The organism is Aliiglaciecola sp. M165 (assembly GCF_007197995.1).
In the GTDB taxonomy this organism is placed as follows: domain Bacteria; phylum Pseudomonadota; class Gammaproteobacteria; order Enterobacterales; family Alteromonadaceae; genus Aliiglaciecola.
The window spans coordinates 51,614-65,856 of sequence record NZ_VKKH01000009.1 but is presented as its reverse complement, the minus strand read 5'-3'; the positions used below and the strand labels follow the sequence as shown (position 1 = coordinate 65,856).

Annotated in this window: 13 protein-coding genes; 8 read left to right on the top strand and 5 right to left on the bottom strand. The window is 42.4% G+C overall.

Annotated features, from left to right (window positions below; genetic code table 11):
- Nucleotides 1-6 precede the first annotated feature (6 nt).
- Entirely contained in the window at nucleotides 7-1,590 is a 1,584-nt protein-coding gene (nhaB, locus tag FM019_RS17760) for a sodium/proton antiporter NhaB (protein WP_143837314.1), read from the bottom strand.
- A 280-nt stretch (nucleotides 1,591-1,870) separates the two neighbouring features.
- Between nhaB and fadR the strand changes: the two genes are divergently transcribed.
- The 3 genes from fadR to FM019_RS20855 all read left to right on the top strand — a co-directional run bounded on the left by fadR (nucleotide 1,871) and on the right by FM019_RS20855 (nucleotide 3,738).
- The gene (gene fadR, locus FM019_RS17755) at nucleotides 1,871-2,581 is read left to right on the top strand and encodes a fatty acid metabolism transcriptional regulator FadR (RefSeq protein ID WP_143837313.1); all 711 of its coding nucleotides are present in this window, start codon (nucleotides 1,871-1,873) and stop codon (nucleotides 2,579-2,581) included.
- A 176-nt stretch (nucleotides 2,582-2,757) separates the two neighbouring features.
- Entirely contained in the window at nucleotides 2,758-3,111 is a 354-nt protein-coding gene (locus FM019_RS17750) for a phasin-related domain-containing protein (RefSeq protein WP_143837312.1), read from the top strand.
- A gap of 63 nt (nucleotides 3,112-3,174) precedes the next feature.
- Complete coding sequence (locus FM019_RS20855; protein WP_185969337.1) at nucleotides 3,175-3,738, top strand: hypothetical protein; 564 nt, start codon at nucleotides 3,175-3,177, stop codon at nucleotides 3,736-3,738.
- A gap of 507 nt (nucleotides 3,739-4,245) precedes the next feature.
- Here the strand turns inward: FM019_RS20855 and FM019_RS17740 are convergent.
- On the bottom strand, nucleotides 4,246-5,724 hold the full coding sequence (locus tag FM019_RS17740; protein ID WP_143837311.1) for a DUF3336 domain-containing protein: 1,479 nt from the start codon (nucleotides 5,722-5,724) through the stop codon (nucleotides 4,246-4,248).
- A gap of 272 nt (nucleotides 5,725-5,996) precedes the next feature.
- On the opposite strand from FM019_RS17740, the gene FM019_RS17735 reads away from it, so the two are divergent.
- Nucleotides 5,997-7,199, top strand: coding sequence for a DUF445 domain-containing protein (locus FM019_RS17735; protein WP_143837310.1), 1,203 nt, complete (start codon nucleotides 5,997-5,999; stop codon nucleotides 7,197-7,199).
- On the opposite strand, the gene FM019_RS17730 is transcribed toward FM019_RS17735, so the two are convergent.
- Nucleotides 7,196-8,224 (bottom strand): hypothetical protein, encoded by a 1,029-nt coding sequence (locus FM019_RS17730; protein WP_143837309.1) that lies wholly within the window; start codon nucleotides 8,222-8,224, stop codon nucleotides 7,196-7,198. The genes FM019_RS17735 and FM019_RS17730 overlap by 4 nt on opposite strands.
- Entirely contained in the window at nucleotides 8,225-8,989 is a 765-nt protein-coding gene (locus FM019_RS17725; RefSeq protein WP_143837308.1) for a ParA family protein, read from the bottom strand.
- Between the two features lie 87 nt (nucleotides 8,990-9,076).
- Between FM019_RS17725 and FM019_RS17720 the strand changes: the two genes are divergently transcribed.
- The 3 genes from FM019_RS17720 to FM019_RS17710 are packed head-to-tail and all read left to right on the top strand — an operon-like array spanning nucleotide 9,077 to nucleotide 11,740.
- The gene (locus FM019_RS17720; protein ID WP_143837307.1) at nucleotides 9,077-9,724 is read left to right on the top strand and encodes a TetR/AcrR family transcriptional regulator; all 648 of its coding nucleotides are present in this window, start codon (nucleotides 9,077-9,079) and stop codon (nucleotides 9,722-9,724) included.
- Between the two features lie 33 nt (nucleotides 9,725-9,757).
- Nucleotides 9,758-11,254, top strand: coding sequence for a wax ester/triacylglycerol synthase domain-containing protein (locus FM019_RS17715; RefSeq protein ID WP_143837306.1), 1,497 nt, complete (start codon nucleotides 9,758-9,760; stop codon nucleotides 11,252-11,254).
- Between the two features lie 15 nt (nucleotides 11,255-11,269).
- Complete coding sequence (locus FM019_RS17710) at nucleotides 11,270-11,740, top strand: DUF4231 domain-containing protein (protein ID WP_143837305.1); 471 nt, start codon at nucleotides 11,270-11,272, stop codon at nucleotides 11,738-11,740.
- Nucleotides 11,741-11,776: 36 nt separating this feature from the next.
- On the opposite strand, the gene FM019_RS17705 is transcribed toward FM019_RS17710, so the two are convergent.
- The gene (locus FM019_RS17705) at nucleotides 11,777-12,514 is read right to left on the bottom strand and encodes a hypothetical protein (RefSeq protein WP_185969336.1); all 738 of its coding nucleotides are present in this window, start codon (nucleotides 12,512-12,514) and stop codon (nucleotides 11,777-11,779) included.
- A gap of 241 nt (nucleotides 12,515-12,755) precedes the next feature.
- On the opposite strand from FM019_RS17705, the gene FM019_RS17700 reads away from it, so the two are divergent.
- Nucleotides 12,756-14,234: a hypothetical protein gene (locus FM019_RS17700; protein ID WP_143837303.1), complete on the top strand. Its 1,479-nt coding sequence runs from the start codon at nucleotides 12,756-12,758 to the stop codon at nucleotides 14,232-14,234.
- The last annotated feature ends 9 nt before the right edge of the window (nucleotides 14,235-14,243 follow it).

Below are 14,243 nucleotides of genomic sequence, written 5' to 3'. Positions count from 1 at the left end.
TCCAGTTTAGTGTGCAGGTGGGTTGCCAACGTCGGTGGCGGTATGATGTTCAATCCAATGCAACTCATAAAGCGTTTCAGTCAGCTCATACAAGCCAAAATATGTCGCTGCGAGGCCTACCAAGGTCAATACTATGGTGTAAGGCAACGCCATATACACCATAGTTCCGTATGACAATCGAAGAAGTGGTGCGATAGCCGAAGTTAACAAGAATAGAAACGCCGCTTGCCCATTAGGAGTGGCAACACTAGGAAGATTCGTTCCGGTATTGATTGCTACTGCTAACATATCAAATTGGTCGCGGGTGATTTGACCATTTTCTAAAGCTGTAGTGACTTCGGTGATATAAACCGAGCCTACAAATACATTATCGCTGACCATAGACAGTGCTCCATTGGCCAAGTAGAACATCACTAATTGGGTTTTTCCTTCAAAGGTCAGTACCCAATCGATTACTGGCTTAAACAACCCCTGATCGATGATTACGGCGACGATACCAAAAAATATACATAACAATGCGGTAAAGGGCAGGGCTTCTTCAAAAGCTTTGCCTAAAGAATGCTCTTCGATAACTCCGCTCATGGTGGTGGCTAAAACAATGACAGACAGGCCGATTAATCCTACCTCTGCAAAATGTCCAGCCAAGCCAACAATAAGCCAAACTCCAATCAAAGCCTGTGCAATCAACCGAGCGTTATCACGTTTGGTGCGCTGCTCGTCCATATGCTGGTTGTAGTCAGCTAAAATCTCACGCACAACAATGGGTAATTTGGCACCATAACTAAACCATCCAAGTTTTTCGACTAAGTATGCGGTGATAAGGCCTGCCAAGAATACCGGCAAGGTGATAGGTGACATTCTGATAAAGAATTCGCCAAAATCCCAGCCTGCTTTGTCAGCAATGATAAGGTTTTGCGGTTCACCCACCATGGTCATGACGCCACCCAACGCAGTACCTACCGCTGCATGCATCATTAAATTTCGTAAAAATGCTCGGAAGTTATCCAAATCATCACGACTTGGTTGACCAACATCATCGTCTGAGGAATGGTCATGATCATGATGAAAGTCTTTACCAGAGGCGACTTTATGATAGATGCCGTAAAAACCCATTCCCACAGCGATAATGACTGCAATCACCGTTAACGCGTCGAGAAACGCTGATAAGAAGGCAGATGCTGCAATAAACGCTAGTGACAATGCACGCTTGTTTTTCACATTAATCAGTAATTTGGTGAATAGGTACAGCAAAAGCTCTTTCATAAAGTAGATGCCAGCGACCATAAAGACCAGAAGCAGAACGACACTGATATTGGCTTTTATCTCGTGAAACATATGCTCGGGGCTGGTCATGCCAATAAACATTGCCTGTATCAGCAATAATCCACCGGGTTGCAAGGGATAACATTTCAGTGCCATGGCCAAGGTGAAAATAAATTCTAGCACTAACACCCATCCCGCCAAGTAGGGACTGACAAATATAAATAGTAGAGGGTTAATAATAAGAAAAGCGACGATGACTTGCTTGTACCAATCAGGTGCGTGCCCTAAAAAGTTTTTATAAAAAGCTTGTGTCATTGAAAGTTGCATAGCTTTGTCCTGTCGACAGGGAATGTTTCCCCTAAGTGCCTCATTATAGGCAAAAATATAGATTGCGTCTTTTGTAAGAGTTACGGGACTCAAATGCAAGGTAATTCTTAATATAATCAGTCTTTTGCCCTTTAAATGAACAGTTTTAGGTACTGAATCGGTTTAGTTTGCATATGCTTATTTTTACAACTTGTTAAAGTTTCGTTGTTCCATCTAAAATTCCTCTGGTACAATCAGTTACGAACATGACATATTAAAACTATAAGAAGAGAGCCGTTGCATGATTTACAAGGCACAAAGCCCCGCAGGGTTTGCTGAAGAGTATATCGTTGAGTCAATTTGGAGTGGCAGGTTTCCCCCAGGCACTATTTTGCCAGCCGAGCGTGAACTGTCGGAACTAATTGGTGTAACACGGACAACGCTACGAGAAGTTTTACAGCGTTTAGCCAGAGATGGATGGTTGACTATCCAACATGGCAAGCCAACCAAAGTAAACAATTTTTGGGAAACTTCAGGTCTAAATATTTTGGAAACTCTTGCGCGCTTAGACCAAGATGGAATTTCAGAACTTGTTGACCATTTGTTGGCGGCTCGCACTAACCTTAGTGCTGTATTTATTCGCGGTGCGATCAAGAACAATGCAGAGCGCGTGAAAGAGATCCTCAAAGGCTACAAAGACATCCCAGAAGATGGAGCTGCGTTTGCATTATTCGATTATCAAATCAATCACGATATGGCGTTCGCATCGGGCAACAAAGTGTATGTATTGATGATGAATGGTTTTAAAGGACTTTATTCAAGAATAGGAGGATTTTACTTCTCTTATCAAAAATCTCGGGATCTCTCGCGCAATTATTATCAAAAATTGATGGAACTAGCCGAAAAAGAAGATTTTGTGGGTGTAGCCGGAGTTATCCGTGAATACGGTATCGAATCGGGTAAAATTTGGCAGGAAATTCGTGCTGAGATGCCCAAAGACATCGTAGACTGATTTATTTCCAATTATTCAGCCAAAAACTCCTCAATTTTTGGCTGAATTAAATTTCCCATAAAATCAAAGGGTTAAAATTTCATTCCAATTTATTTTCAATAAATCGTACGTTTAGTATGCGGTTTCTAATTTACATCGTTAATCTTCTCCACAGTCAACACAGCGAGGAATTAATCATGACTAAATTAGACGCAATCAAAGGTAAAGTATCTGAAGCAGAAGATTTCGCACGTAAAATCTGGTTAGCAGGTTTAGGTGCTTACGGTAAGAGTTTCGACGAAGCTCAAGGCCAATACGAAAAATTGACTGCAGAAGCAGGTAAGGTTTTCGAAGACCTAGTTGCTAAAGGTGAAGTTCTTGAGACTGAAGCTAAAGCTAAAATCAAATCAAAAACTAACGTTGAAGAGCGAGTAGCTGAAGTACGTCAGAAACTTGGTTTGGACAAAGCTTCTTCAGAAGACAAAGTTGAAGAACTTTCTGCAAAAATCGACGCGCTAACTGACGCGGTAGCAAAACTAGCTGCAAAATAAATTGAGCCGCCCGTTTAACACGGGCGTCTTATTGCCATCTCACAAATATTTAAGGGGATAACAATGAAAGCAGTTAAGACTGTCGAGCAAGCCGGACGTAAGTCTTGGTTAGCAAGCGTCGGCGTTTACAGCGAAGGTGTTGAAAAATCTACCGATAAACTGGACAAATTATACGTTGACGGTAATGCTTTTGTACAAGACCTTATTGTGCGAGGCGAAACTGTTGAAGCAGAGCTAAAAGCAAAGTTCAACGAAAAATTTAAGGGGAAAGTGATGTTAGAAGACAAAATAGCAATGCTCAAAGCCAAATTAGGTATGCAAAGCGATAGTCGCGATATTCAACTTGAAAAATTGTCAGCAAAAGTCGACAACCTTATTGAAGTCGTTGCTAAGTTAGCTCAGCAAAAAGCTGCCGCAAAGCCTGCTGCCAAACCAGCTGCTAAAGCGACTCCTGCTAAAAAAGCAGCAGCGCCTAAGGCTAAGGCAGCACCTAAAGCTGCGGCTAAGCCAGCTTCAACAACTGCAAAAACAAAACCAGCAGCGAAAAAACCAGCGGCAGCCAAAGCGCCAGCTAAACCTCGCACGCGTAAAACTGTTGCTAAAAAGCCAGCTGCAGGTAAAGAATAACTCCAGATTTAAGTTGTACAGAGGTTAGACACTGAGTTAAGTAGTCCAGCTCTACCTCTGGTTTAAGTTGTACTGGAGTGAGGTATAAGAAATACGAGCAGGATGCCGGGAAGTTGTTTTCTTTAAGGGAAAATAAATTTGATAAGCGCCAATAGGCGCTTTTTTGTTTTCTGCGGTTTGATGCATGACTAGAAACATATGCAGTCTTCGCTGCAGTTATAATTACCACATCATCCGCGAAGTAAAAAAACACCAAGTCATCCATGTGGTCAAAAACTCCACGTTATCCGGAGAAGTCTAAACTCCCACGTTATCGAGAGAAGTTAAAAATAAAGCGTCTTCCCCTCGAAGGAGGGGATCTTTTAAACCATCGGTTGCTGTTACGAGATACCCGTTAAGAGTGTGCAGATTTGACGTATATTCACGCCGCCTCCTCTAGCCCAATAGGTCACCTTAGGGTTCTTTGCGGCGCAAACAGCGCACAGAACAGGCAAAACCGCTGATCAATTATGCACTTTTTTGCCCATCAACCAAACGCAATCCATTGTGTTGTGTAAGCACGCGTTCTTCTCTTGCTTTAAGTGCTTTTAAATGTGTGCGGAAGGTTTTACTTATTTTGGTATCACGCTTGATCCTGTCCAATTGAGACCAGGTTGCGCGCTCAGCACTATGAATAAGCTTTTCAATGCTCGTCAAAGAGGGGTTGGCAAAAATATGTTTCAAGCTGCTAAACCCATGCTCCGGCAATATATTAATATCTCCCACATATTGCTGATCAATGATCGAGCGAACTTTGTGAATACCTAACTTGGCAGCCTTATTGGAAATTGCTCCCTCAAGCACGTCGAACGCATAGATGCTATTTAACTTAGTAAGGTTAGCCATGTGTCGCCAAGTCAACGCCATCAGTCCATGAGTGTCTTTCTTGTCACGCGATAAAAATGGCACAGCTATGGGGTTGGTTTGACTAACAATACTGTGGTTGACGCCATACAATCTCGCAAGTTGTTTAAATGGCATATCTGCCATCAGTGATCCATCTGCGAAACGGCGGTTTGGAATGTAGGGAACCACATCGCCGGCCTGATTCTTTGCCTTGAGTTGCACTGGGCTAAATACCAAGGGAATAGCGCATGAGGCTCGCACTGCCTGAGTGATGATCGCGTTGGGTGATGTTTTGGCGTTAAGCAGTCGAGAAAACTGATGCAGATCTGAAGGAGAGACTGTGACGGTCACATGACGACCAGTCTTTTTGTAGGCTTCTTCAAAGGTCGTGATATCGAACAGTTCGATCAGTGCATTTTCTAGGTTGGTGCTGTCTAACAGACTATTGCGGCCAAACCCTTGCCATAAACGCCATTGACTAAATTTCTCATGAATGTTTTCAGGCTCTAAAGCCTCGCACAACTCTTCGTTAGTGCGAGTTGCAATCAAACTCGCAATGATCGAACCTGCGCTGGCACCTGACACAACATCAGGTAAAACGTCATGTTCAGAGAGTGATTTCACCACTCCTCCGTGGAAAAAGCCCAAACCAGCTCCACCACTTAGCATCAAACATGAACGTCCAAAGGCGTGTGCAGTTTCATCGAAAAATGATAGTTTTTCGTAAAAATCGACTTCGGTTTCATCTGCTTGATAAATGAAGTCCAGGGATTCGCATACTTGGTCAATAAACTCCTGAATAAGTAGTTTTGTACCTATCTTGCTACTGTTTTTCAATGCAGGGTTAGCGATGTTGCCCAGGTTTCCGTGGATCCCCTCGTGCAGAATCGACATTAAACCTAATGCGTCTCCGCGTGAGCGTGCGAGTTTGATACGCTGCACACGTTTGCGGATTAGTCGGTAATCATATTCTTTACAGGCATCCTTGGCTTTCCAGTCATCTGCACCAGAGAGCTCATCATGTGCTTCACAGGCTTCCTTGTATTCTTCGTAATCTGCTGCATGTTTAATGGCAGCATCTAGATCGGCAAGCTTTGTCATAGGATTTACTCTGTCTCTTTTACAACGTCTATTATGAGTTAATAATGTAAAAAGTTAGAAAACGCTACCAAATCGCCGGGTATTTGCAACATTCGCCTCGCAAATATTTGGCAATCTATGTTAACACTTTGTTATCAAATGAAATTTAATTTTCTACTGTAAAGGCTGAATTGAAGCTTATTTGCGCAAATTAGATTGACCATTCTAATTGCAAAGTTTAGCCTGACAACATGAGCCAGACAATCACACTAATAAAGGCCGCCTAGCTGCTTATGCAATGGATTTTTGATAACTATGTACTTCTGTTGATCCCATTCACCAGTGCATTAGTCGGTTATGCGACAAATTACCTTGCGGTCAAAATGATGTTTTATCCAATAGAATTTATTGGTATTCGTCCTATCTTTGGTTGGCAAGGTTTGATCCCGATGAAGCGTCGGGAAATGGCTGAGATAGAAGTCGAGCTAGTACTGGGTAAGTTGCTCAGTGTGCAAGAACTGACAGATCGCCTCGATCCGCATATGCTTACCCAATCCATCGATCGTCGCCTCAAGCAAGTATTAAGAAAGATTGTCAATCAAGTTATGCAAGAATCTGCGCCGCAGTTATGGGCCAGCATGCCGGTGCAAGCCAAGAATTTGGTTTACAAACGAGTAGAAGCGGATATCCCCAATGTTGTGCATAAAATGGTTGAAGATTTCAAACACAATGTGGATGAAATCATTGACATTAAAGAACTGGTTGTCGGTCATCTGGTTGATGAACCCGAGTTAATTAACGAAATTTTCTTAAAAGCCGGCGAAAAGGAATTTCCTTTCATCGAAAAGTCAGGCTTGTACTTTGGTTTCCTTTTTGGCTTGGCGACCATGGCGATTTGGTATTTTAATCCAATCTGGTGGGTGTTACCTGCCGGTGGTTTAGTGGTGGGATACGCTACCAACTGGATCGCAATAAAAATTATCTTTGAACCCAAGCAACCGATTAAGTTTTTAGGTTTGACAATTCAAGGCATGTTCTTAAAACGCCAAAAAGAAGTGTCAGAGGTGTATTCCGACATCATCGAAAAGAAACTGATTAATGCTAAGAACATCACCGACATCGTATTAAATGGCTCCGGCTCTGAACAGTTGCTTGAACTCATTGAGCTTCATGTGAATGATGCTATTGAGCGTTATGTCGCCATGGCCCAGCCGTATTTTGCCCTAGGTGTTGGTTCTGAAAAATACTATCGAATGAAAGAGTTAGCCGTTCAGCAGATTTTTGATAGCTCAGACAAATACCTCCAATACGCCCACGAATATGCCGATGGCGCGTTAAAAGTGGGCGACGATTTGTGCGCTAGAATGCAGGAACTCTCGCCCGAGGAATTTGAGGGTGTTTTGCGTCCTGCTTACCAGGCTGATGAATGGAAGCTCATTGTCGTGGGTGCAGTACTGGGCATGCTCGCTGGTTTTATGCAGCTATACATTGTTTAAGGGTTTGATGATCGCTGTTTAAGAGCTGCTATGCGTTTTGATGTTTGCTTTTTATTCGCGGTCCCACCAAAGTGCTGAATAACCTCTACGGTTCTGATATCTGGTTGTAAACTCGCTATATCAAGCGGAAACTGACCTAATTCATTGGCTTGATTAAGTGCTCTTCTCGCATTCGCACTAAATTCGCTGTGCTGCAACAACTCATCGATAAAATCAAATTTATGCTGTTGTGCGGCTAAATGTAAACAATTGTTGTTTTTATCATCGCGTTGCCGTTGCTCTGCTACTTCCGTTACATTGACCAAAAGCGCCATGTCTCCTCTAGAACAACTGCCTAATGCTAAAAGTGTTTGTTGCGCGTGTGCACCTTTTGCCACCATGGCCTTTATTGCCTGAGACACCTCTTTATGAGTCGCGGCCGAAAACACCAGTACATCGAGCGCCGATGGCTGCTGAATGCCATCAAACTCGACCTCCGCTCTTGCATTCGCATCGGCGCCTGCATATAACAGCAGTTCCATGGCGGCCAGATCTCCATAACTTGCAGCGACGACAATAAATGGAATCTTTACCGTGCCGTGAATACTGCCGTTAGGATCTGCTCCTTTTGATAGCAGTTCAGCTATCACTTCATGGTTGACTCGAGGCCCGCGTGAAAATTCCTTTCTCAGTTCTGAAAGTTGAGGCGCACTTTGGTATGAAGCTTTTTCATCAATGTTGTCGATAAGCTTATCAAAAAATCCAAGCTGGAAGGCGAGGGCACCGTGACCCAACAAATTGACAATCACGAACATGTACAAAATAGCGTTGGAGGACTTTGCATTACTTATTGCGATGGTGCTAACAAAAAGCAGTGGCAGACAAATGAATAGGAAGCATACGATTGATACAAAGCCATAAAAAGTAGAAGTGTCACCACTACCAGCCTCGGCAGCAAGAAAAAAAATAAAGCTAACCAATCCTGAGATCGCGCTAAAGGTGGCAAATAAAACTAATTTTTTAAGGCTTAAAACAGTTTTGGCCATCTATTGCTCAAGAATATCAAAGATGCCCACTAAAGACTGAGTCAACTTATGATTGGGAGCTAATTTTATCAGAGGCTTTTTAGCTTGATGAGACTCGCGCATTTTGACCGATTGAGAAATGTATTGTGGCAGCACCGGGTAGTTTTCGGCGATTAATTCCTCAACAATTTGTTTTGGCAGATTAGCATTGCTCATATATTGATTGGCAATGATCCCTTCAACTTCCAATTCATCATTATGATCTTCGCGGATCTCTGCGATTTTTTGCTGAAGGCTGTACAAGCCTTGGCGGGCAAAGTCATCGCAGTCGATGGGTATCAGGCAGCGTTTGGCCGCAATCAACGCCGACATACTGTAAAAATTCAAAGCTGGAGCAGTATCAATAAATATCCGATCATAGTCTTCACTCAATGAAGTTAATGCTTCTTTCAACTTGTAAATTTTATGTCGGCTATCCAATTCACTTTCCAATTCAGCTAAGCGGGGCGAGCCTGCGATAATGTCAAGATTCTTCACATCTGTGGTCTGGCAAAACTCCTTGGCATGTCGGCGATGTAAGTGAAAGGTAATGGTTTGTTCAAATAGATCAGCAATGGTGTTTTTATCTTGTTCTTTTTGCGCGTCCAAATAGGCAGTGCTGTTGCATTGGGTATCTAAATCGACAATTAATGTCTTGAGGCCCCGATGCGCCGCGATAGCTGCCAAGTTTACCGAAAGGCTAGACTTCCCAACACCACCTTTTTTATTGAACAAGACTCTTATCACGGTATTTTCCTTTAATTTGTACAAAGTTTTCGCAATGTGAAATGATAAGCAATATTACGACAGTAATCGACAACTTGGTCTTTATTTATGAAAACAGCTGAAAAAATCCTTGTCACCTCACTCGATTTATTCAATCAAAGGGGAGAAAGTAACGTCAGCAGCGTCGATATAGCCCTTGAACTCGATATTAGCCCGGGAAATCTCTATTACCATTTTAAGGGCAAAGAAATTATTGTCGCTGCCTTGTTTGACTTGTATCGAGAGCAAATGGACAGAGTAATCAACTCCGCGCTACACAAGTCTCTGAGTATTGAAGATTTTTTCTACTTTTTGTATTTAGTTCTAGAAAAAGGCCATCTGTTTCAATTTCTTTATCACAATCAAGCTAATTTGGCCGAAAATCACCCAGCTGTAGCCAAATCGTTCAAGAAAAATCTGGCTTCGCAGGAAAAATGTATCGAGAAGTTACTCAACGATTTTATTCAAAACGGCAGTATAAAAGCCAGCCAAGTCCAAAGCCTGCAAATTGTTGAACTCATTGGACTGGTGTTTACGCAGTCAGCTAATTACTATGCTTTAAAGGGGCAGGATATCAGCGACGAAACCCATTTGTACAAGGGACTAGCAATGATAATGTTTGCCGTATTGCCCTACATTAATATCCCACAAGGCGAGCTGCATCAACTGCAAGAAGCGATTGCAACACATTCTCTTGTGAGTGAATTGGTGGAATAATAGGTTTTAATTGGACTTTGAAGGAATACAAGATTGAGTAAGAAAATCACGTTTCTTGATAAAACTTTTTGGATTACTGAATCTGAAGATAATCCCAAACACGTTGCTAGTTTGCAATTGTTGGAAATGCCAGAAGATGCACCCGCTGATTATGTCGACAATCTCTGTGAAGAGGTTCGTCAATTCGACGAGGCCAGCAGTCCATTTAATGGCAAAGTGAAAAGCTTTTTGGGTTTTCCTACTAGTCTTCAGCCCGTTGAAAAATTAGATATGAATTATCACGTTCAGCTTCACGAAGTGGACGATTTGAATGACCGTGAAAGTCTTCATGTACTTATCGCCAAACTACATGAAACTTGGTTGGATCGAGATAAACCCTTGTGGCAAAACCATTTTATTAAAGATGGCAAAAGTAATCAGTTTGCTATTTACGCTAAAGTTCACCACATGTATGGTGATGGAGCGACCTTGATTCGATGGTTTCAGGCGGGGTATTTACCAGAAAAAAACACCGACAAGTTTGTTCCAGTTTGGGCTACCAAACGTAAGTCGCGGGCTAAACGTAAGCAAAATATTTTCAAATCGATTTTTGTCGGTTTGTTCGAATTTGTTATGGTGCTGTTCGATCTGCTTTATATATTCCTACGCTTATTAATGAAAATCACCTACGTCAACCCCACCTATATGCCTATTCCTTTTTCCGGGACTAAAACCCTGTTGACCGGACAGGTTAAAAAGGGCCGGGTTGTATCCACGGTTGATATGGACTTTTCCCGAGTGAAGGCGCTAAGCAAAAGGGCGAGGGCGTCTGCCAATGAAATTTTATTGTGTTGTTTTGACATTGGCGTTCATCAGTTTTTGAAAGGCTACGGGCATTCGTTTGATAAAGCGTTGTATACCAATATGCCAATTAACCTGCGAAAACCCGGAGAACAGACTGCAGGGAATAAAATTGCTATTGTGCCAGTAAGGCTAGCTCATGGTAAAAATGACCCCTATTTGCGATTGCGTCAGATCATCGAAAATCATCGTATTGTTAAACGGGCGGCTAAACGTTCACGGCCTGCTGCCTTTAGTTATTACACCCTGTTGATTCAGTCTTACGCACTGTTGTTCGAAATGATACGACTGTCTGACTTTGTGCGTCCTATTGCAAATATTTTAATATCCAATGTTCCTGGTCCTTCAGATTTACGTTATTTGAAAGACAGTAAATTATTGGCTTGTTATCCTATCTCAACCATGACCCCAGGTGGTGGTGTGAACATTACGCTTATCACTTACAATGGCGTAGCAAACGTGGGGATGGTCTGCTGTGACAAAAACATTAAGTCGCTAGAACCATTGGCTCAGTATTTCACCGAAGCATTCGATATGCTTGAGAAGTGTATCGATGACCCTTCTCTGAATATTGATGATATCGGTGAAAAGGTTCGCGATGATCACTTGTCGATAGTTGAAGAAGAGGTGCATCACGAAGAGAATTTGCCTGAAGATGACAAAATTGTGTCTGAATCTGTGCGAGATTGATGTAGGGAAGCCGCCATGGAAGCCAAAGACATTGAAATTACAGAAATTACCCGAATCGCCAATGACAAAATAACGTGGTTCGAGACTCGTGCCAATGCGTGTATGCGGTTGTTTTGGGTGTTTTCTGTTTTGCTCGGGTTGTCGTCTACCTCATTGCCTCTGTTTGCTCTTTTTACTGACATGGGACAAAAAAACTACATCGTTGCCGGGCTAAGTGTGTTAGTTGCCTTCTGTTCATTCATGCTGCAAATCGGCAACTATCATATGCTTTGGCAAAATTATCGACGTTCTGAATTTGCGTTGAGGCGTTTGCGCGATATGACTGTTTTTCATTTTCGTCGTCTGAATGCTCAGAAAAGCACAGATGAAAATGAAATAAATAAATTACTGCAGAATTTTTACGCTGAGTTTGAAGAAATAGAAACAGCAGAAACCAGCACCTATTTTACTACGTTAAGTCCTGCAAAAGATGTAAATCCTCAATAACAGTTTTCTGAGAAAAAACACGACTTGGGATGAGTGTTAAAACTTAAACCTCACACACCCCTCTTCAACAACGACTTGCTTGCCGTATTGCCGAAATAGCTTTTCTTGCCAGTCAGATTCATCCATTTCATAGATCAGTTCTGGATCTTGTTTTAACTCTTCAATTAATTTTGTGAGTTGCGGCTTGTGATAATCCAACACTTTTTGTTTGCTACCAGACAAATAAATATGCAAATAGTCAGAAGCTAAATCTGAACTGCCTGCCGTAACTATACCTAACGCGGATTTGAAGGTGCCGGTGATCAGGTTTTGAACACCTCGGGGCAACACTAAATCAAGTAACTGCCTAGAATCGTTGAGCAAAGAATATTCGTCTTGAATCAATCGAATGGATTCTAAAGTCATGTCTTTGATGAATACGGTTTTATGCTCGACATCGTATTGGGGTGCAATGTGTATCACGATTAACACATGGGCTCGGTACAAAGGATTGCCCACTGCGTCTATATCTAAACTGCTAAGAAGCTGCACATGCACGTTGTTTTCACGGCGGGGAATATCAATTTCACCCTCTAAAATTGTAAACACCCCTTTCCCTACTGGCACATCGACTTTAAAGGTCTGCGGAAAGAGCGGCTTGGCCAAATCGTTTAGTTCTTCTATTGTGTAATCCACATGCGTCAGTTTACCTAACTTGATCATCCATTTAGCGATCAAGGGCTCATAGCGTGTGATAAGAGACTGTAGCCAAGGTTGAGACAATGTTACTTTCATTAAGCAAGTATGCAGATACTCACTAGTGTGAATTCCTCGGACAAGATATGTCAAGCTTTGCATGGTTTCTGTTAACCAATACACCTGCTCTATATGGGGCACATCTAGACTTCAGTCATCCCCAAATGTGTGGTTGAATCGTTGATTAAAGGTGAAAATTCTACCAAATTAACGGTGAGTTAATAGCACTATGTCCATTTCCATCTAAGCTTACAGATGACTGCGAAATAAGGACACGCCAATGAATATCGTCGATTTCCCTACCAACACTTCTCAGTGGAGCTTGGTGTTTCATAAAGTGACACAAACTTCTGCCGTACTTTGGGCCGGAACCTTGTTCCCCACTTTGCGAAAGCCCAAATTAGCCAGGTTAATTATTTATGCTAATGGTAACGAAGTGCAGAGAATCGAAATACTCCAACATAGTTGGCAACGACCTTTTAACAAACTCAGTCAACGATTTTACCATACAGCACGCATTTCAAATTTAACGGCGGGGACTGAATATTCGGTAAATTTTTATCAGCGTTTAGAGAGTGATGAATTTGAAGGTAACGACCAATGGCAGTTACTACGGCGTGGCACCTTTTCGACCCTCCCAGACTCGCTTCCAAGCGATAAGAACAAAGCGTTCACCGTCGCTTTGAGTAGTTGTTTTTACGAACACCGAGATTCAGGCCGAGCCGCGCAAGCATTTAAAGGGTTGTATGAACGAGGTGACACGGCATTTAAACCTGATGTTAAGTTTATGGTGGGAGATCAGGTGTATTTAGACATTGGTCTAGATTCATTGTCTCCTCTGACTAACGAAGTACGTCAACGGGTTGCAGATGACTATGCAAAGCATTGGCAAGCGTTGGGCAGCATGCTAACCCGAGGAGGCACTTGGATGCTGCCCGATGACCACGAATATTGGAACGATTATCCGTTTTACGACAGTTTATTGCCCACACTCTTTATGCTCAAAGTAAAGAAAGTGCGTCATGCATGGAAAGCCGCTTCGCGAGACGGGGTAATGAATGTGCAGCAAACCAGTAAGATAGAAGTGTTTGATATTGGCAATGATCTGTCTTTTTGCGTGGCTGATTTGCGCTCATATCGCAGTAAAACCCAATTTATTGATAATGCCGGTTTTGACAAACTTGTAAATTGGGCAAAAGGATTAACCAAACCTGGTGTGTTAGTTATCCCTCAAGTATTGCTTGCCAACAAAAATAAACTCGAACGAAATTTGCTAAGCTTTCAGCCTCAGTATTCGAAACTGATTGAGGCTATGGCAATCTCAGGGCACGATATTGTGGTCATGTCAGGTGACGTGCACTTTGGGCGCATTGCAAAAGTAAAAATCGGTGATAAGGGAGCCAGGTTGATTGAAGTGGTTTCCTCGCCGATGTCCAATTTAACCGGTTTAAACAGTTTTGCCTCAGCAAAAGCTAGCAATTCGCCCAAGCTATTCCCTGATCCTGATATGGTTGAAGTGAAAGGCGTTGAACCAAAAACAGTGGAATACGATAAAGCATTTAATGTGAAAACCAAGCGCGGCTACCCGTTTTCAGCATATTGGCGTGAACGCACCCGCGAGCACTTTATGACCATTGGCTTTCATAAAAATACTGATGATATCGGCATGACCGTGCAGGCCTGGAGAATTCGGCAACCAGACAAAAATCGACTCCCTGCAAAAGATTTTAAAAAGGCATTTACGATCACACTCAAATAATCATCTTTG

Excerpts from the sequence above, each read along its gene's own strand:
- FM019_RS17750 (WP_143837312.1), top strand. The coding sequence starts at position 2,758 with ATGACTAAATTAGACGCAATCAAAGGTAAAGTATCTGAAGCAGAAGAT.
- FM019_RS17705 (WP_185969336.1), bottom strand. The coding sequence starts at position 12,514 with ATGAAAGTAACATTGTCTCAACCTTGGCTACAGTCTCTTATCACACGC.
- FM019_RS17720 (WP_143837307.1), top strand. The coding sequence starts at position 9,077 with ATGAAAACAGCTGAAAAAATCCTTGTCACCTCACTCGATTTATTCAAT.
- nhaB (WP_143837314.1), bottom strand. The coding sequence starts at position 1,590 with ATGCAACTTTCAATGACACAAGCTTTTTATAAAAACTTTTTAGGGCAC.
- fadR (WP_143837313.1), top strand. The coding sequence starts at position 1,871 with ATGATTTACAAGGCACAAAGCCCCGCAGGGTTTGCTGAAGAGTATATC.
- FM019_RS17735 (WP_143837310.1), top strand. The coding sequence starts at position 5,997 with ATGCAATGGATTTTTGATAACTATGTACTTCTGTTGATCCCATTCACC.
- FM019_RS20855 (WP_185969337.1), top strand. The coding sequence starts at position 3,175 with ATGAAAGCAGTTAAGACTGTCGAGCAAGCCGGACGTAAGTCTTGGTTA.
- FM019_RS17740 (WP_143837311.1), bottom strand. The coding sequence starts at position 5,724 with ATGACAAAGCTTGCCGATCTAGATGCTGCCATTAAACATGCAGCAGAT.
- FM019_RS17730 (WP_143837309.1), bottom strand. The coding sequence starts at position 8,224 with ATGGCCAAAACTGTTTTAAGCCTTAAAAAATTAGTTTTATTTGCCACC.
- FM019_RS17710 (WP_143837305.1), top strand. The coding sequence starts at position 11,270 with ATGGAAGCCAAAGACATTGAAATTACAGAAATTACCCGAATCGCCAAT.
- FM019_RS17700 (WP_143837303.1), top strand. The coding sequence starts at position 12,756 with ATGAATATCGTCGATTTCCCTACCAACACTTCTCAGTGGAGCTTGGTG.